Consider the following 19817-nt stretch of genomic DNA (forward strand, 5'->3'; position numbering starts at 1 on the left):
CTAAAATTATAGAAAAATATCATCAATTTAAATAGCAAGCTTAATTTATCACGACGTAACTTGTCCTTCTAAAGCGATTCTATGATTTAGGCGTTGTAGTTGTAATAAAACATGTCGCCATTTTAAAAGCTGACTGGCTAAACTGTGCTGGGTGGAATCTGATTTGAGTGAGTTTTGAATAAAGCTTAAACCCAAATCTGCAAACTTTTCAGCAAAATCATCTAGTTTAACCAAATCATCCGTATCCAATTTTGAACGACCTGTATTCGCATAGAATTCAAACAAGGCTTGTGACTCCAAGATCAAAAGGTCTAATACAGATAAATGTTGCTGCTGTTTCCACTGCTTTTTTTGTTCGAGCAGTTTTTCAATACGACCCGTAATCAGCTCAACCAAGCTACTTTTCTTCTGTACAGGATGGTCATAATCCAGACTGAATATTTTTAAACCTTTTGGCGTTGTTAAAAATACACTACATGGAATGAATTGAATTTGTTGCTGTGTTGTTTCGATACGCACCAACGTTGCGATAATTTTTTCATTATGAATTAGTTGGGTGAGATGTTTAATTCGTGCACGGTATTCAGGTTCTATCGGAATGACCAGTTTGAGTGCTCTATTTTCATCGTCAGTGATACGGTATTCAAAATATTGCTCTAGCTCGTTGAGTTCAGGTGCTGTGATACTTTTATGGCGAAGCAGTACATAACGTGATTTAAGCTGTTCTAGGCTTGAATGCGGAAGAAGCATTTGCTGTAAAGATTGCCATGTTGAAATGCCAATATTCATTTGTTCTAAATCGGATTGGCTAAGTGCATTCAACATGCCTTTTGGTAAAAAACGAGTATCTGTGCTGGCACTAAGTTGTGTCTCTGAACTGGATTTTGCATGGGTTAATTCAAGTTGATGTTGCAGTAAAAAGCTGAGAGAACTCCCCCAGATCCCAGTATTGGCTGCACTGTGCATATCAAAGGTGCGATCTAAATGATTGGCACGTGCCTGAGTCACTTCTTTGAGTTGTTGCTCTTTTACATCCCAGAAGCATACTGTTAGACCATGTGCACCACTCTCTGTATTCCACCATTCACAACCAAGAGGGATCAGATGCGCTATGCTTTCTTGTTGATAGTCACGTTGTACAGCACCTCGAAGTTGTCGCAATGCTTCGGCTTGAACATCTGGATTTAAATGCTCGATTTCTGACAGTGCAGCCAAATAGGCATACAAATGTGCCAATTGATTAAAAATCTGTTGCTCATCAACCTGTATATCTGCTTCTAAAAACTGCTTCATTGAACCATGTAAAGCACGCAATAAGCTCCCTAAACGTGGTAAGTTTTGTGCGCGTGCTTGCATATTTAAAATATGCAGTGACATGACCATTTCTTTGGCCAAATGTGACAAACCTTGCTGAATAAAGTTTTGACAAATGATTTTAAGTTCTTGGATCAATACCCGATCATCAGGTGAAAGTTGTTGTGTAGGATGGTGTTGTTGCGCTGTTATATCAATTGACCATTGCCATTTTTTAGGGACATTTTTGAGAAATAAATAAGCAATACATGCCAAATGCCCAGCAACTTTTTGTTTGTCTGCGATTTCTGACAACATGCCTTCAAACCCTGTTGCGGGGTAGAGAACAACTGGATTGGGACTTAAATCGGTTTGAAAAATGATTTTATATTCTTGAATACCAATTTGACAATGTTCAGATTGAAGCAACCAATTTTGTACAAATTCATAGGCCAAACGAATATTGGCTTTGCCTGCTTGTTTTTGGATTTTACTTAGATCAAATTCTAAAACAGTTTCAAGGGCCGATGTTGTAGCTTGTTTAGATGTCTCAGTATGTTGAGATGCTTCCTGTTGAGCGAGCAGTACTGTATCTTCTCGATTATTGTTAGGGCTATTTTCACTTGGGGTATTTGCTGTCGTCAGGAGTGTTTCATGTTCCTGAACCCATAAAATACTGCTGAGAATGTGTTTACAACAACCTTGTGCTGAACAACTACACAATGCTTTGGTGATGCCTTCAAAGGGCAGTTTAACTTCACATTCTTCGACTTTAAATACCAGTTGATCGTGCTCTTGTTGCAGTAGTTCAACAGCATCTAAGGCTTTACGGGCACGACGTAGAAGACCAGCATTGCTGTGCATGGTTAGGCTGTCTTCATCGTATTGAGTATAAATATGCCAACTCATTGCATCACCTCTGCAAACCATGTCGCCAAATGTTCGGGGGTCATTGCAGCGATTTGCATACCGCGTTCTTGGAGTTTTTGTGCCATATTGATGTCATAAACAGGATTGGCTGCTTGATCCAGCGCCGCAAGCCCAAGTAGTTTGCAGCCTTGTTGGTTGAGTTGACTGGTGGTGTTGAGCATTTGTTGAACGGATGCACCTTCTTCAAAGTCACTGATCAAGACTAAAATACTGCGATTGGGTTGTTTAATCTTTTTTTGACAGTATTGCAAAGCTTGACCAATGTTGGTTCCGCCACCGAGTTGAATGGTCAGTAAGACTTCAACTGGGTCATGTGCCAAATGGCTTAAATCAACAATTTGAGTGTCAAATAGGACTAGACTAATATTGACCGCAGGCAGAGCTGCCAAAATACTGGCACATACTGCTGCATACATGATCGAATCCATCATCGAGCCACTTTGGTCGACACACAGTACAATTTCCCATGGCAAATGCTTCTGTACACGGGCATTAAAATAAGGGGTTTGGATAATCAGTTTTTGTAAATCAGGCTGATAATTTTTGAGATTGGCTTGAATGGTCCGTTTCCAATCAAAGTTTTGTGCCTGTTTAAGATGTGAACGCTTAAAACGATTACGGCGACCTTGTAACGCTTTTAAAAATTGTGTGCGGATTTTTTGTAAGAGCTCTTCCACGACTTTTTGAATTAATTCTCGAATCGCATCTTTCATTTCATTACTTAAACGACCGCGCATACTCAGCAAAGCTTTGGCAACCGCAGGGTTGGGTTCAAGTTGTCTTACATGCTCTGGGTTTTTAAATAATTCAGTTAACTCATAACGTTCTATGGCTTGTTTTTGCATACGTTCAAAGGTCGATTTTGGGAACAGTTTTCGACTTTGGTTGAGCCAGTTAATCGCGTTAAGTTGAGAGGCTTCTAAACCGCCATGGCGGTTTTTCCCTTGTTGGATGCCCCGACGCTTATATTCATTTTGGTAGAGATAATCGAGATTGTGTTCAAGTTTAAGTTGATCGCCTGACAATGCCGCTGTTGATAAATTCTGGTCGGCATATCGACCGAGCATCAAGCGCCAACGGCGTGCTTGATCCATGGCATCAAGAGAAGCAGGGGGATCGGAGTTTTCATCAAGATTTGGTTCAGGAGGTAATTGACTCATTTATTCACTCCTTGTTGTTCTGATTGCTGTTCAAGCTGTTGTTCTTGATTAGAGCGATTGATTGCCCAGCGATCTAAGTGATCATATTCAAATATTTTTTGCAGTAGTTGGTTAAGTTGTATGCCCTGGAATACATCCTGTTCCCCAATATGACTAAGCACTTGATCGAGAATGACATTCTCTCCTAGTCCTGTGGTTTTAGCGATAATTTTAGATACTTTGGTGCTTTGCTTTGGGGTGAGCTGACTAAAGATATAGCGTAAATCAGGTAAAATCCGAATAAAGGTGTCTTCCGTCCAATGACTGACCAATTGGTGAAGTGCATCAATTGCAACATTGGATTGCACAAAGATTTCAGGCGCAATAAAAAACATGCCATGTAGGTATTGCACAGCGTTTTCAGGATCGCTTCCCACTGCAAAAGCCAGTTGTAATTGTTGTTGAAGTTGATTTTGCTCAATTTGATGATCTAAAAATTGCAAAGTATTTAGCGCGCCTTTGAGTGAGCTAAGATGAAATTCATCAATTTTTGCCAGATCAATTTGGCTATACATCAGTTCCAGTAAATCCACAGCTTGTGCATTCACGACTGCATGTTGTAGTGAAGAATTCCGTTGCTTGATATTTAAAATCAGTTCATGCAAGGTTTTTAAGTTGCTAAGATTTTGTTCAATTTTTTCTTCATGGGTATCGTAAATTTGATCAAGTAAAAAACAGGCCTGATAGACGGCAAAACTTAAACTTTGTATCACGATTTTTTCGGGTAAATTTAACAGTTTGTGACCATGCCATAAATAATACAATTGCTGTGCTGCACCAATCACCGATGCAAGGTTTTGATCGCTTTCTAAAAAAGTATCGAGTTGTTGACTGAGCAATTCTAAATGTTGCTTTAATCCTAAGCGGCACGCCAAAGCTAGCAATTTGGCAGTTTCAAAGGCAGATTGCCCGACACCTTTTGCTTCATTTCCTTGCTGTAGTTGAATAATTTTAAGCAGTGCAATTTGTTCGAGTTGGTTGCCCATTTCTGCCAGTTCAATCAAACGTGCTTCAACACTTGGTGTCCATGCATAGCGCCATTCCTCAAACAACAAATCCAGACTGGCACCCTGTACAAAATCTGGACCTGAAATACGTTGGGCAAAATTACAGCCTACAAATTCCAGTAAATGCAAATATTGGCTAATGTTCTGATGTAAAGGTTTTCGATAAATATCGAGTTTTCGATTGCGTATAATGGTGTCATTTAAATTAAAACGATAGGCTTTAATCTGTTGATAGGTATTTTGTAATAATGCAGGACTGTGCTGATTTTGAGCAACCTTACCAAGTTGTTGTCCACTTAAAAACTGAAAAATTAGGGTAAATAAATGCTGTTGTCCATCATCCATTTCCCCTTTGATGAGTGCTGATTGCAAAGCATCGAGTAAATCATAACGGCTTGGTTGATGATGTCCACGAAGGCAAGCCAATTGCCAAGCAAGTTCAGCGGTATTTTTTAGTGCGATATAAGGCGTTACATCCAGTGCATTTTCTTGGTTTAAAAAATGGCACAACTTATTTAAATATTGAAAAAATTGCAGTTGTGTCTGTTCAACTGTTGGATTGTTTGCAGATTTTAAATTTTGCCAATGTTGTTGATAATATGCAGGTGAGGGCATACCTGAAGCATAGCCATTTAAAGCATCTAAACGATCGAAACTATAGCGAATCAGCCAAGCTTGCTCTTGCCAGTTTTGCTTTTGATCTTGGACAATAAAACGTTCTGCTTGCTGTGGGGCTACTAGATTTTCAATTAAGGCAAGACTATGAAAGCCACCCGTGATCACCAAAATTTTATGCTTGGGATCAATACTGTCTTGGATGCAATTCCACATCACATCTTCACGATGTAATGAAGCATCTTGCAAAAGTACCTCACGCTCATAATCCAAACGTGCTAATGAACACCAAGCAAAAACATCATCAAAAAATGTTTGAGCATGTTGCAGTTGTTCAACATTTTGCAGCTCGAATAAATGATCCCAAAGTTCATCATGATTTCGGCAATGCATCGTTTCAGCAAGTTTTTGGATATATTGGCTATGTGCAAAATAACGTTCAGACAGCAGACTTTTTTGTTGCCAGTCCAAATCAGACTGTTGCGTTTTTAAGGCACTTTGTTTTGCCCAATCCAAGTCAATAAATTTAACGTCTGCTCGAATGTGTTTTGCCTGTTGGATAGCGACCCATTCAGGGGAGTATTCACAAAAAGGGAAGTAGGCAGAAAAGATTTCTGGTTGAACTTCTGCATTACTTTCATGTGCTTCGTCAGCACCATTTCTATTTGCAGCGCCTTTTTGGGGGGAGGTTTTATTTGAAGAACGTTGCGCTTGTGCAAATATTGCCACAGGAGGCTGAGTGGCTTGGTTCTGTAAGCTTTCAATTAAGAATTCAAAACTTGTTGGTGCTTCGATTAAAATGTGTGTGGGCTTAAGTTCATCGATATATTGCTTGAGCGCGTATGCACAAGCGGGGCTATGATGGCGGATTGGCGCAAAAAAAACGTTTTGTTTTGCCAGTTGCTGTTTCAGTTGAAATGCCTGTTTTAAGCGTGCAGGCATTTCCCCTCTCTCTATATTTCGATCCAGCAGCTGCATGATTAAAACTCTCGGCTGGCTTCATAGAAACTTTTCCAATCAGCATCCTTACGTGCACGCTCTTTCACCACAGTATCAAGATAGTAACGCAGGCGTTTAGCATCATCTGGATTATCTTTAAACACAACCCCAATCAATTGTTGTGCGAGGTGTTCTGCTTTTAATTTTCCATCACTGAGATAAATGGCTTGTAGACCTGCCGCATGGGCAATATTGACTGCTTCAGCAGTAGACATAACAGCATCAGGCGTTTTAAGTGTTGCGCCTTGCAGACTTTGTCCTGTTCTAAGCTCATTGAAAATGGTCACCAAGAGTTCGATGACTTCTGGGCGAACTTGGATTTCACTGTATAAATCAGCAAGCTGGTTCTTAAGTTGTAATCCCACCAGTTCGATTTCAAATTTTTGGTCACGAATCGGTTTTACCGTTTCAAAGTTAAAGCGACGCTTTAATGCTGCTGACATTTCATGTACGCCACGATCACGCAAGTTTGCTGTTGCGATGATGTTAAATCCTTGTGTTGCTTGCAAACTAAAATCTTGTCCCATTTCAGGGATCATCATTTGCTTTTCAGACAGTAAAGACACCAATACATCCTGAATTTCAGGTGGGCAACGTGTGATTTCTTCAAAGCGGGCAATTTGTCCATTTTTCATAGCATAGAAGAGCGGGGAGGGAATTAATGATTTATCTGTTGGTCCTTCCGATAAAAGTAATGCGTAGTTCCAAGAATATTTAATATGGTCTTCGGTCGTCCCCGCTGTTCCTTGAATCGTGAGCTGAGAATTGGCTGAAATTGCAGCACTAAATAGCTCTGAAAGCATTGATTTTGCTGTACCTGGTTCACCCACCAGCATCAAACCCTGATTGCCCATCAAGGTAACCAAGGCACGGTCAACTAAAGCATCGTCACCATAAAATTTTTTTTGAATATCAAGTTTGGCATCACCCAAAATAAATGAGCGAACAGCGTAAGCAGAAAGTTGCCAACCTGCTGGCTTTCTATGTTGATCTTGTTCTTTTAAGCGTTCTAGTTCTGCTTGATATTTTTGTTCTGAACTGTGTTTAATTTGATTTTGAAAATTTTGCTTCATAATGATTCTGTATATTTTATCCAATGAATCTATCATAACTGGCAAAGACTAAGATGACCACTAGTACGTAAGTCGCCCGCGACAAATTATGACATCTGTTTGTTATAGAAAGTATTTTTAAGTAAATTGAGTACTGTAATTGCAAGTGAACTAGGGTTAGATTGTTTATAATTGTATAGTATGATGATCTGTATTGAAATTTTGTGAAATAGTGATTGTATTGATTCGCAAATCAGTACATTAATGTAAGCGTTGAGAAACTATTTAATACAAGCTTTAGTGTTTGAAAAACCACAGTTACGAGGGTGCACATGGCAAATTCTAATAAAAAACAATCCGGCGGATTTATTTCAAATGCTTTTGGCGTAGCCAAAAAGCTAAGCGAAACAGGTTTAAGTGTGGTCAATCATGTTGCTCCTGGTACGGTGAGTAAATTGAGCCACAGTCCTAAAGTTGAATCCGTTGTGCAAGGTACTGCTCAAGAAAGAAGTGCTTTTGAGCGTAAACAATATGAAAATCCTCAACAGATGCTACGAGAACATCTACCGAATGTAACGGGACAGCTTTTGGGGAAACATTTTAAAAAAATCAATAATGTCGCTTCGTTTATTTCGCCAGATTTAAACGATAAATTGTCTGATTTTATTTTTGATAAGCTCAATGAGTTTGTTTCAGAATTGACGTCTGTAGATGCTGTTCTAAAAGAAGTGGGTGCAAAAAGCTTGGCAGAATTGGCTAAGGATACTGAACGTTCACAACGAATCAGTATTGCATTGGCAAATCAGAATAAAATTATAGCTGCAATTCAAGGTGCGGTTACTGGTGCGTTTGGTGGCGTAGGTGCAATTCTTGATGTACCTAGTTCACTGGCTTTGGCACTTCGAAGTGTTTATCACACTGGAAGAGCGCATGGTTTTGAGTTGAATGCAAAAGATCATGCCGTTGTTGAATACATCTTTAAACAAATTGATCTAGGCACTGTTGCTGAAAAACACGCATTAATGGCGGCAATACGAACTTTTGCAGGGGTGTTGCAAACTCACAATGTGAGTCAATTGCAACAGCTTTTAGGTTCAAGCAATGATATAGAGCTGTTAAAAAAATGGGTGGCAAATGAGGATGGTACATTTAAGTTGCCGTGGATGAATAATCTTCCACATTTTAGCTTGCTGACACGACTTACACCCCTAGCTACGATGGGAATCAGTGCTGTATATAGCTGGAAGTTAGTCGATGATGCAACTGATAAAGCTCAAATCGTATTTTCAGGTGCAAGGCAATATTTGTTACAGCATTCTGATGAAAAAATTGATGTATTAGAGGCTTATGAAAAATTTAGTCAATTGATCTCAGATGCGCATCCCTTGCTTTTAGACGACAGTAAAGCACAAACACTTACAGAGAAAGCAGAGCCTCAGGTTGAAAATGAAGCAATTACTCATGTTGAAGTGAAAGAAAAAACCAGTGAAACTGTTGAAGAGCCCAATGCTGAGGAAAAAGTTGGGCAGGGGATTCAAAAACTGGCTGAAACTCACATTGAAGATAAACATGCGACTCAACTGGAAAATAAAGCGACACCAGTAAAACCTCAACGCACTGGGCAAAAGAAAGCAGTAACAGTGAATGCTTCTACAGGGAAAGCAAAAGAAGTAGCGAAAACATCGGCACCTGCGAAAACTGTAACAAAAAAGCGCACCCCTATAAAAGCTAAAGCGACTGCAGAAAATGTGGTAAAATTAACTGAAAAATCGCAAGAAGTTACTGAAACAAAATCAGAAAATAAGCCTGATTAGGTTGAATCATCTATTCAGCCAAAGCTTGAAATGGTCAATATTTGACACCATGTTGAATGTTGACCATTTTTACTTCTTGGCTTACAATTGCATGCCCTCAAAAAGTGGTAATTTTTTGAGGCTTTTTATTAACGGGAGAATTGCCATATGGCAACAACAAATCAGTTGATCCGTAAGGGTCGCACAACTTTGATTGAAAAATCAAAAGTTCCTGCGTTGAAGGCTTGTCCACAACGTCGTGGTGTTTGTACACGTGTTTATACAACTACACCTAAAAAACCTAACTCAGCAATGCGTAAAGTTTGCCGTGTTCGCTTAACTTCAGGTTTCGAAGTTTCTAGCTATATCGGTGGTGAAGGCCATAACCTACAAGAGCACAGTGTTGTTCTTATCCGTGGTGGTCGTGTTAAAGACTTACCAGGTGTACGTTACCATACCGTTCGTGGTTCTTTGGACTGTGCTGGTGTTAAAGATCGTAACCAGTCTCGTTCAAAATACGGTACTAAACGTCCTAAGAAATAATCTTTTAAAGATTAGCTTCTTAAGAAGATAGAGCCGCAATCCTTTAGCGTCTCGCTTGTCTGATTTCTGCATTAATTTTGTGAAATTCAAGCGACGTGTAGTAAGGCCAGTGAATAGCACACGACACTTTGTGCTGATGCTGGATAAACCTGAAGTGTCATATTTATAGGTAGATTAAAATGCCAAGACGTCGCGTAGTCGCTGCTCGTGAAATCCTTCCGGATCCTAAGTTCAGTAGCCAAACAATCGCTAAATTCATGAACCACGTAATGCAAGATGGTAAAAAGTCTATTGCTGAAAGTATCGTTTACGGTGCTTTAGACCGCGTTCAAGAAAAAAACAAAGTAGACCCAGTTGAATTTTTTGAGACTACTCTTGAAAAAGTTCGTCCTATGGTCGAAGTAAAAGCACGCCGTGTTGGTGGTGCTACTTATCAAGTACCTATGGAAGTACGCCCATCCCGTCGTACTGCCTTAGCTATGCGTTGGTTGGTAGATGCTGCTGCTAAGCGTTCTGAAAAAACTATGGCGTTACGTCTTGCTGGTGAGTTGCTTGATGCAGCTGAAGGTAAAGGCGCAGCGATCAAAAAACGTGAAGATGTGCATCGTATGGCTGAAGCTAACAAAGCCTTCTCTCACTACCGCTTCTAAGCGGCTAAAACAGTCCCTAATCAGGAGAATACTCATGCGTACTGCAGCACGATTTAACATCGCCCTCTACCAAAGTGGGGGATTTGCGGGTATTTAAGTTGCCCATTACGTATTGAGTATCCGTACGCATCAATGCTTCATTGATGCGTCCTGTTTTAAACAACAAAATTTAGGAATGCAAGAAATCATGGCTCGTCAAACCCCAATTTCTCGTTATCGTAACATTGGTATTTCTGCGCACATTGATGCGGGTAAAACTACAACTACTGAACGTATTTTGTTCTACACTGGTGTATCTCACAAAATTGGTGAAGTACATGACGGTGCAGCAACAATGGACTGGATGGAACAAGAGCAAGAACGTGGTATTACAATCACTTCAGCTGCTACGACGTGTTTCTGGTCTGGTATGGGTAAGCAGTTCCCTGAACACCGTATCAACGTAATTGATACACCGGGACACGTAGACTTCACAATTGAAGTTGAACGTTCTATGCGTGTTCTTGACGGTGCGTGCATGGTTTACTGTGCTGTAGGTGGTGTTCAACCTCAGTCAGAAACTGTATGGCGTCAAGCAAATAAATATAAAGTGCCTCGTTTAGCATTCGTGAACAAGATGGACCGTACTGGTGCAAACTTCTTCCGTGTTGTTGAACAAATGCGTACTCGTTTAGGTGCTCATCCTGTACCTGTAGTGATTCCGATTGGTGCTGAAGAAAATTTCCAAGGTGTTGTTGACCTGATCGAAATGAAAGCAATCATTTGGGATGAAGCTTCTCAAGGTATGCAGTTCGAATATGGTGATATTCCTGCTGATCTTCAAGCATCTGCTGAAGAATGGCGCACCAATATGGTTGAAGCTGCTGCAGAAGCATCTGAAGAGTTGATGGACAAGTACCTTGAAGAAGGCGATCTTTCTAAAGAAGACATCGTTGCGGGTATTCGTGCACAAACTTTGGCTGGCGAAATCCAACCAATGCTTTGTGGTACAGCATTCAAAAACAAAGGTGTTCAACGTATGTTGGACGCTGTAATTGAATTCTTACCATCGCCTACTGAAGTTAAGCCTATCGAAGGTATTCTTGACGACAAAGCTGAAACTAAAGCGATTCGTGAAGCATCTGATGAAGCGCCATTCTCTGCATTAGCGTTCAAAATCATGAACGATAAGTTCGTAGGTAACTTGACTTTCGTACGTGTTTATTCTGGTGTTCTTAAACAAGGTGACCCAGTATATAACCCAGTTAAGTCTAAACGTGAACGTATTGGTCGTATCGTACAAATGCACGCAAATGATCGTCAAGACGTTGAAGAAATTCGCGCTGGTGACATCGCTGCATGTGTAGGTCTTAAAGACGTAACAACTGGTGATACGTTGTGTGATGAGAAAAACATCATTACGCTAGAGCGTATGGAATTCCCAGAGCCAGTAATTTCTCTTGCTGTTGAGCCAAAAACTAAGGCTGACCAAGAAAAAATGTCTATCGCTCTTGGTCGTTTGGCTAAAGAAGATCCATCGTTCCGTGTACGCACAGACGAAGAATCTGGTCAAACGATTATTGCGGGTATGGGTGAGCTTCACCTTGACATCCTTGTTGATCGTATGAAGCGTGAATTTAACGTTGAAGCGAACATTGGTAAACCAATGGTTGCTTACCGCGAAACAATCAAAAAGACTGTTGAGCAAGAAGGTAAATTCGTACGTCAAACAGGTGGTAAAGGTAAATTCGGTCATGTATATGTTCGTTTAGAGCCTATGGATGTTGAAGAAGCTGGTAAAGAATACCAATTCGCTGAAGAAGTTGTAGGTGGTGTAGTACCTAAAGAATTCTTCGGTGCGGTTGACAAAGGTATTCAAGAACGTATGAAGAATGGTGTATTGGCTGGTTACCCTGTTGTGGGTATCAAAGCGACATTATTTGATGGTTCTTACCATGATGTCGATTCTGACGAATTATCGTTCAAAATGGCAGGTTCTTACGCATTCCGTGATGGTTTCATGAAAGCAGATCCTATCTTGCTTGAACCAATCATGAAAGTTGAAGTAGAAACTCCAGAAGACTACATGGGCGATATCATGGGTGACTTAAACCGTCGTCGTGGTATGGTTCAGGGTATGGACGACTTACCTGGCGGTACTAAAGCAATTCGTGCTGAAGTTCCACTTGCTGAGATGTTTGGTTACGCGACTCAAATGCGTTCTATGTCTCAAGGTCGTGCGACATATTCTATGGAATTTGCTAAATATGCTGAAACTCCACGTAACGTGGCTGAAGGCATCATTTCTAAATTCCAGTCTGGCGGTAAAAAAGGTGACGACGAGTAATCTTTCGATTACTATAAGCCCAAACTAATTCATAGTTAAAAACCAAGTGCTCATGCAGTGACCCTGCATGAGTAGTTTAAAAAGGAAGCTCTCATGGCTAAGGCTAAGTTTGAACGTAATAAGCCACACGTAAACGTGGGTACAATTGGTCACGTCGACCATGGTAAAACAACTTTAACTGCTGCAATTGCAACAATTTGTGCAAAAACTTACGGCGGTGAAGCTAAAGACTACGCAGCAATCGATTCTGCACCAGAAGAAAAAGCACGTGGTATTACAATTAATACTTCACACGTAGAATACGATTCTCCAATTCGTCACTACGCTCACGTAGACTGCCCAGGTCACGCCGATTATGTTAAAAACATGATCACTGGTGCTGCTCAGATGGATGGTGCGATCCTTGTATGTGCTGCGACTGATGGTCCAATGCCACAAACTCGTGAACACATCCTTCTTTCTCGCCAAGTAGGCGTACCTTATATTCTTGTATTCCTTAACAAGTGTGACCTTGTTGATGATGAAGAATTACTTGAATTGGTAGAAATGGAAGTTCGTGAACTTCTATCTACTTATGACTTCCCAGGTGATGACACGCCTATCATCCGTGGTTCAGCACTTGCTGCACTTAATGGTGATGCTGGTCAATATGGCGAATCAGCTGTACTTTCACTTGTTGAAGCGCTTGACTCTTATATCCCAGAACCAGAACGTGCTATCGATAAAGCATTCTTGATGCCAATCGAAGATGTATTCTCTATTTCTGGTCGTGGTACAGTGGTAACAGGTCGTGTAGAGTCTGGTATCGTTAAAGTCGGCGAAGAAGTTGAAATCGTTGGTATTAAAGATACAGTTAAAACAACTGTAACTGGCGTAGAAATGTTCCGTAAACTTCTTGACGAAGGTCGTGCGGGCGAGAACTGTGGTGTTCTTTTACGTGGTACTAAGCGTGAAGACGTACAACGTGGTCAAGTACTTGCTAAACCAGGTACAATCAAGCCGCACACTAAATTCGATGCAGAAGTATATGTACTTTCTAAAGAAGAAGGTGGTCGCCATACTCCGTTCCTTAACGGTTACCGTCCACAGTTCTACTTCCGTACAACTGATGTAACTGGTGCAATCCAATTACAAGACGGCGTTGAAATGGTTATGCCAGGTGACAACGTTGAAATGTCAGTAGAACTTATCCACCCAATCGCAATGGATCCAGGTCTACGTTTTGCGATCCGTGAAGGTGGTCGTACAGTTGGTGCTGGTGTAGTTGCTAAAGTAACTGCATAATCGCTGATTGTGTAAAAAGAGCGCTCCTTTGGAGCGCTTTTTTTATCGATAAAATAAACCCAGCTATAAATTGTTAGACAATACCTATCAAAAGCTGTCCTTAACTGATATTTGTGTGACCTAATCTGCAATTATTAAACTTTCATAAAAACGTAATATAAAGAAAGAGAAAAACAAACATAAAGAATTTAAGTGAATCTCACTTAATAGGAGGAATCGCAATGAATGCAAAAGTGAATATTTCAAACCGTGCTGGTGCATCTTTCCCTGTACGTCGTATGGATTTTAATTTTGACGACGTACCTGAATATTGGGCAAGTGGTTCGGCGGGTATTACACATTTCATGACTGCATTGTCAGCATTGTTCCCAGATGGCGAAAAACTTTTCATCGACTCAGTACGTGCGGTGCGTTATCACCCTGCGATTAAGGACAATGAAGCATTACAAAAAGAGATTAGTGCTTTCATTGGTCAAGAAGCCATGCATACCAAAGAGCATGAAAACTTTAATGCTTCAGCAAAAAAGTTTGGTCATGATGTTGAGAAATACGAGCGTGAAACAGGTGTGTTAATTCAGGGTGCACGTAAATGGTTTGCACGTGCAGTCAAACCATTTGGTATGACTCAAGAAATGGTGGATTTAACCGCGACGACTGCATTAGAGCATTTTACTGCAACAATTGCTTCGCAACTGTTAGTCAATGGACATATCCAAAAGTTAATGACTGATCCAACCATGTCGTATATGTGGTATTGGCATGCTGTGGAAGAAAATGAACATAAAGCAGTAGCTTATGATGTTTATGAAGCTGTATTTGGTAAAGGTATCAAAGCTTATGGTTTACGTACCACAGCTTTAGTTTTTGCAATGGTACTGATCTTTATGGCGCAATCATCTTTTGTAGTGCGTTTATTAAAAGAGGATGGAAAGCTCAACCTAAAAGAGCTCGGTATTATTTATAAATATGCTTATAGCCCATCTAAAGGCATTATCACAGGAATGACCAAAGAAATGTTGGCATACTTTAAACCAGGTTTCCATCCAAATGACCTAGATACTGTAAGTTTGCTCGAGACATGGAAAGCGAAACTGGGTCTGTAAGGCTTTTAAAGTGAGTATTTAAATTAAGGAGCAACAATTGTTGCTCTTTTTATTAGACTTATTGGTTTAATTTCTTATAATTCATTTTTTATATTGAGTTGATAAACGCAGATGATTCGTTTAATGCAATCTTCAGATCTGCACACTGTTTCTCAAATTGAAGACTTGGTACAAAGTCATCCTTGGAAAAAAAGTCAATTTGAAGAGTCCATAACAAGTTATCTAAGTACGGTGATTGAACAAGACCATCAAGTGGTGGGTTTTTGTATTCTGCAACCTGTTTTAGATGAAGCGAATTTATTACTCATGGCGATTCATCCGAGCCAGCAAGGTAAAGGGCTAGGCTATCAACTGTTAGATGAATCAATTGCATTATTAAAAAATAATCCAGTACAAATCTTTCTTGAAGTGCGTGAGTCAAATAAAGCTGCGATTGCGCTTTATGAAAAAGCCAACTTTCATCAAATTGATTTAAGAAAAAATTATTATCCAAATCAACAGGGTGGCCGTGAACATGCAATTATTATGGTCAAATCCTGTAGTGATGATTTTTCAAAGTTATTTAAATAAGTTCTAATAATTTATAGAATGTTTACAGTGAAAGCCGATTATTTAATAATCGGCTCATTCCATTCTGAAGGCAGGGTGGTCATCAGCATATCGCCCAATTCTTCAATTTCTTTAGCCTCCAAATGACGATTGATCCGTCGCCATTGCCCATCTAATAATAATTCAAATGGTGCATATTGAGATTTGTAATTCATTTTTTCAGCATGTGGAACCCAATACCCGAGGTAAACAAAATCTAAATCCAACGATTTTACATATTCAATTTGTTTGAGAATCGCAAAAACCCCCAGTGAGCGCTTACTTTCATTTGGATCAAAGAAGGTATACACCGCAGAGACCCCATCATCCAATTGATCGCAGGTAGAGACACTAATTAAACGATCATCTTTCCATAGTTCAAGGAAAAAGCTGTTGGTACAGCTATGGATCAGGAATTTTTCAAATTGGTCATAGCTGGGTGGGAACATATCACCATCAGCATGTCTTTCAATAATATAGCGCTCATATAAATGGTAATGCGTTTGTGTCGCCTCTTGGGTCGAAATAATTTTAACGGTTAAATCTTGATTGCGTTTCCATGCTTTTTTTTGAGCACTGCTCATTTTAAATTCAGCAACTGGCACCCGACAAGATAAACATTGACGGCAAAGATGACATTCAGGGCGATAAACAAAGTCACCACTGCGTCTAAAACCTACACGCGATAATTCGGAAAGTGTGACAACATCAATACGATGTACAGGATCGAGAAACACCATACGTGCAGATTTATTTTCTAGATAACTGCAATCATGTGGTGGCGTAATATAGTATTGTAAGTCGTTTAATAGGGACTTAGGATGATAAGAATTCATAAATCATGTCCCTCCTTTTATTTTCATTCCATTAAGCGCGATAAAATCGCTATTGTTTTACTTGAAAATACACGCTCTTGATAATTTTTCCAATCTATTGAGGGTTGTTTTATTACATCTTGTAACGATTTAAGGTATTCATGGCGAGAAAGTGTACAAGCACCGAGGCTGAGTAAGTGATCATTGACCAACTGACAGTCAATCCACGGTAAGTTATTTTCTCGGCCCAATAACATCAGTGTGTAAAAAGCCATTTTAGAAACATCGGTTTGAGTGCTAAACATCGACTCACCAAAACAACCATGCCCAATCGTCACACCATACAATCCACCTACAATTTTATCTTGATCCCAGACTTCAACGCTATAGGCATAGCCAGCCTCAAACAGTTGGCAATAACCGTGAATAATCTCTTCAGAAATCCAGGTTTCATCCGCATAGCTACGTGGGAGTGAACAGGAACGGATGACCTGTTCAAAAGCATGATTGATGGTAATTTTATAATCAAACTTTTTCATATTTCGCAGTAGTGATTTACTTGGATGATAATCCTGAGGGCGAATGATGCAACGAGGTTCTGGACACCACCAACATATTGGCTCACCTTCGGAAAACCATGGAAATAAGCCATGTGTATAGGCTTCATATAATGTAGAAGGTGCTAAGTCTGCGCCTATACAAATCAAGCCTTGTTCATCTGGATCAGCTTCTATTGGATCTGGAAAAATAAATTGTGAAGGGGAGATTTGATTCACGAGAATTCATCAATAAAAAAGATCAGCTTTATCTTAGCTGATCATGTGATTAAATGTCTAAACAGACCCTATGCAAAAAGTTTCAAATGTTTTGCAATTTTGAGTTTATCACTATCTAGAAAGAATTGAGCTTTCTCTTGAATGACTTCAAGGCTGGTTTTTGGATCTGAAACAGTATTGCCTTGTTGATCTAATACTAACCAGCCTAATTGGATTAGCACATCCCAAACATATTGTGCAAATTGTGCGGCAGAGTCTAAACCATCGATAAAATGAGCGCGGTAGAAGAGTTGGGTAAACTGATCGGCTGGAATACCAATCCCGGTTAGTGGACAGGCCAAGACTTGATAATTGGTATGATAGCTAGCTTGCTCAAGGAAATAACGATTTAATTTCTGAGCATGTTCAACCATATCTTGATTTGAAGCTGCCTGACACGGTTGTGCTAAACCTAAGTGGCATAAAATCACCAAGGCATTGAGCAACTTAGAATAGGTAATATCAGGGATGGCTTGTTCAAGTTCTGCAATCGTCTGTGGCTTATAGTCACATTGTTTAAAATAGGCACCGAGTGGTTGATAAATCTCTTGGATTAAATCGAACTCACCTAAGTATCCTGAAATTGTTTTTGGTAATTTTTCTGGAGCTGTTAATAAGACAAAGGCTGTGTTTCTCAAGCGATGTTGAATTTCTAATGCGGTTAAGGTGTTTTTCCCGCGTATATATAAATCTTTTCTAAATTGTGTATTGGCAAAATAATCACGGCATTGCTCTTTAAAAACAGGGTGTTCAATGGTATTTAAAAATTGCTGATGCTGTTCACTAAAATTAATATTATCTAGATGCGAATTTAAATCTGTTGAACCTGCGTAGGTCAGTTTAATTTCTTCTAAAATTCTTACCACTTGTTGAAAAGAGAAACACTGCCAGTCTTGATTCAGGTATTCATGAATCAAATAGTTTGGATTTTGTTTTTTTAAGTCTTGCACTTTGTTGAGTGCATTTGGATTTCTCTGAGCAAATAGGGGATTTTGCGCTAACAGCTCTTCACTAAAGTTAAGTGAATCATTTACTTTTTGTAGCGGGTTGGTACTGGTGCTATTAAATTTAAAATGACTGTGAAATAACTCGCGGATTGGCATATTGGCAGCCCAACCTGTCAGGCAGTTATAGCTAATATAGACAATCCCATTGGGGCTTAAAAATTTTCGGATAAATTGCAAAATAATATGCTGGTTTTCGTGGCTAATCCAACTCCAGATCCCGTGTAAACTAATCGAGTCAAACATCGGTAAGTCTTTGTTGAGTAACTCTTCAAAACTTGCGTCATAAAAGTGATGTGGGACTTGATTTTGTTCAGCCAAGACATTGGCATGGGCAGCATGAGCAGGGTTAAAGTCTGTACCGAAAAATAAACCAAAACTGGATGCAGCATGAATATTTAGACTGACACCTTGACCAAAGCCGAGTTCACAATGTTTGTGGCGTTCATTGGTAGGTGGACAATCAACCCCATTGAGTAACAAGCAAAACTTTTGGTAATTCGGGCTTAAGTCTCTATAGTAACCATAGGTGTAATTTACTTCGGTCTGATAGCCATCTGTCCATGCTGTTGTCATGTTTTTTCCTATAATTTGTATTCATTTAAAGTCATTGGTCTTGTTTATTTATAAATCAAAAATAAACAAACCGCCATGTAGGCGGTTTGTTTTTACACAAAATAAATTAATTATTCTAAGCCATCTAAATAGCGGTCAGCGTCAAGTGCAGCCATACAGCCTGAACCTGCAGATGTGATTGCTTGGCGATAAACATCGTCAGCAACATCACCCGCAGCAAATACACCTGCTACAGATGTCGCTGTGGCATTGCCAGCAGTACCGCTACGTACTTGAATATAGCCATTACGCAATTCAAGTTGATTTTCAAACATTGCTGTATTTGGTTTGTGACCAATCGCTACAAACATACCCGATACGTCAACATCTTGAGTTGAATCATCTTGGGTAGACTTAATACGTACAGAAGTTACACCAGAGTTACTATCACCTAAAACTTCATCAACTTGATGGTTCCAAATGATTGAAATTTTACCTTCTTTAACTTTTTCATTGAGATGGTCTTGAAGAATTTTTTCAGAACGTAATTTGTCACGACGGTGTACCAAGGTCACGTGTAAGGCGATGTTCGAAAGATATAATGCTTCTTCAACAGCAGTGTTACCACCACCCACAACCATGACTTTTTGGTTTTTATAGAAGAAACCATCACAAGTAGCACAAGCACTTACACCTTGACCCATATAAGCCTGTTCAGACTCAAGTCCTAGATATTGCGCTGTTGCACCTGTTGCAATAATTAATGCATCACAAGTGTACTCATCCATATCGCCTTTAAGCACGAAAGGGCGAACCTGAAGATCAACTTCATTGATATGATCATATAAAATTTCAGTACCAAAACGTTCAGCATGCGCTTGCATACGATCCATTAATGCAGGACCTGTTAAACCTTCAGCATCACCAGGCCAGTTCTCAACATCAGTCGTGGTGGTTAATTGACCGCCGAGTTGCATACCAGCAATTAAAGTTGGTTTTAAATTTGCACGCGCTGCATAAACAGCAGCACTATAACCAGCAGGTCCAGAACCTAAAATAATTAACCGAGAGTGGCGAGCGCTCATGAGTCATCCTTTTTTATGAAAAATATAGAAATTGTTTGAATTATACGTGAAACTTTATCAAAGTTGTGTGGCTTCAATGTCGATAATATTGATCATCTAAATCGAATTGAGCTATATAGAATAATCAAATAATACTGTTTAGCATTTTTATCGAAATAAAA

Annotated in this window: 15 protein-coding genes; 7 read left to right on the plus strand and 8 right to left on the minus strand. The window is 39.7% G+C overall.

Annotated features, from left to right (window positions below; genetic code table 11):
- Nucleotides 1–48: 48 nt before the first annotated feature.
- The 4 genes from AC4CVF_RS01155 to AC4CVF_RS01170 are packed head-to-tail and all read right to left on the minus strand — an operon-like array spanning nucleotide 49 to nucleotide 7116.
- Nucleotides 49–2202: a hypothetical protein gene (locus AC4CVF_RS01155; protein WP_419328217.1), complete on the minus strand. Its 2154-nt coding sequence runs from the start codon at nucleotides 2200–2202 to the stop codon at nucleotides 49–51.
- Nucleotides 2199–3383 (minus strand): VWA domain-containing protein, encoded by a 1185-nt coding sequence (locus AC4CVF_RS01160; protein WP_336952055.1) that lies wholly within the window; start codon nucleotides 3381–3383, stop codon nucleotides 2199–2201. Before AC4CVF_RS01160 ends, AC4CVF_RS01155 begins: the two co-directional genes overlap by 4 nt.
- Complete coding sequence (locus tag AC4CVF_RS01165; protein ID WP_490788767.1) at nucleotides 3380–6022, minus strand: DUF5682 family protein; 2643 nt, start codon at nucleotides 6020–6022, stop codon at nucleotides 3380–3382. The genes AC4CVF_RS01160 and AC4CVF_RS01165 overlap by 4 nt, the downstream gene beginning before the upstream one ends.
- A gap of 2 nt (nucleotides 6023–6024) precedes the next feature.
- Nucleotides 6025–7116, minus strand: coding sequence for an ATP-binding protein (locus AC4CVF_RS01170; RefSeq protein WP_336952053.1), 1092 nt, complete (start codon nucleotides 7114–7116; stop codon nucleotides 6025–6027).
- A gap of 311 nt (nucleotides 7117–7427) precedes the next feature.
- Between AC4CVF_RS01170 and AC4CVF_RS01175 the strand changes: the two genes are divergently transcribed.
- The 7 genes from AC4CVF_RS01175 to rimI all read left to right on the plus strand — a co-directional run bounded on the left by AC4CVF_RS01175 (nucleotide 7428) and on the right by rimI (nucleotide 15364).
- Nucleotides 7428–8909 carry an EcsC family protein gene (locus AC4CVF_RS01175; protein ID WP_490788768.1) on the plus strand — a complete coding sequence of 494 codons (1482 nt, stop codon included), beginning with the start codon at nucleotides 7428–7430 and terminating at the stop codon, nucleotides 8907–8909.
- A gap of 147 nt (nucleotides 8910–9056) precedes the next feature.
- Nucleotides 9057–9431: a 30S ribosomal protein S12 gene (gene rpsL, locus AC4CVF_RS01180; RefSeq protein WP_004648013.1), complete on the plus strand. Its 375-nt coding sequence runs from the start codon at nucleotides 9057–9059 to the stop codon at nucleotides 9429–9431.
- Nucleotides 9432–9610: 179 nt separating this feature from the next.
- On the plus strand, nucleotides 9611–10081 hold the full coding sequence (rpsG, locus tag AC4CVF_RS01185) for a 30S ribosomal protein S7 (RefSeq protein WP_004655203.1): 471 nt from the start codon (nucleotides 9611–9613) through the stop codon (nucleotides 10079–10081).
- Nucleotides 10082–10268: 187 nt separating this feature from the next.
- Nucleotides 10269–12407 (plus strand): elongation factor G, encoded by a 2139-nt coding sequence (fusA, locus tag AC4CVF_RS01190; protein ID WP_336952051.1) that lies wholly within the window; start codon nucleotides 10269–10271, stop codon nucleotides 12405–12407.
- Between the two features lie 93 nt (nucleotides 12408–12500).
- Nucleotides 12501–13691, plus strand: a complete 1191-nt coding sequence (gene tuf, locus AC4CVF_RS01195; RefSeq protein ID WP_004723653.1) for an elongation factor Tu — start codon at nucleotides 12501–12503, stop codon at nucleotides 13689–13691.
- A gap of 221 nt (nucleotides 13692–13912) precedes the next feature.
- Nucleotides 13913–14794, plus strand: coding sequence for a metal-dependent hydrolase (locus tag AC4CVF_RS01200; protein WP_096735010.1), 882 nt, complete (start codon nucleotides 13913–13915; stop codon nucleotides 14792–14794).
- Between the two features lie 111 nt (nucleotides 14795–14905).
- The gene (gene rimI, locus AC4CVF_RS01205) at nucleotides 14906–15364 is read left to right on the plus strand and encodes a ribosomal protein S18-alanine N-acetyltransferase (RefSeq protein WP_336952050.1); all 459 of its coding nucleotides are present in this window, start codon (nucleotides 14906–14908) and stop codon (nucleotides 15362–15364) included.
- 38 nt (nucleotides 15365–15402) lie between these two features.
- Here the strand turns inward: rimI and AC4CVF_RS01210 are convergent, their stop codons facing one another.
- The 4 genes from AC4CVF_RS01210 to trxB form a co-directional block, all read right to left on the minus strand.
- Complete coding sequence (locus tag AC4CVF_RS01210) at nucleotides 15403–16218, minus strand: arginyltransferase (protein WP_336952049.1); 816 nt, start codon at nucleotides 16216–16218, stop codon at nucleotides 15403–15405.
- 23 nt (nucleotides 16219–16241) lie between these two features.
- Entirely contained in the window at nucleotides 16242–16973 is a 732-nt protein-coding gene (aat, locus tag AC4CVF_RS01215) for a leucyl/phenylalanyl-tRNA--protein transferase (RefSeq protein ID WP_336952048.1), read from the minus strand.
- 68 nt (nucleotides 16974–17041) lie between these two features.
- Nucleotides 17042–18592 carry a methyltransferase regulatory domain-containing protein gene (locus AC4CVF_RS01220; RefSeq protein WP_336952047.1) on the minus strand — a complete coding sequence of 517 codons (1551 nt, stop codon included), beginning with the start codon at nucleotides 18590–18592 and terminating at the stop codon, nucleotides 17042–17044.
- Nucleotides 18593–18702: 110 nt separating this feature from the next.
- The gene (gene trxB / locus AC4CVF_RS01225; protein ID WP_490788769.1) at nucleotides 18703–19656 is read right to left on the minus strand and encodes a thioredoxin-disulfide reductase; all 954 of its coding nucleotides are present in this window, start codon (nucleotides 19654–19656) and stop codon (nucleotides 18703–18705) included.
- Between the last annotated feature and the right edge of the window lie 161 nt (nucleotides 19657–19817).

The organism is Acinetobacter sp. LipI_19, assembly GCF_058242925.1.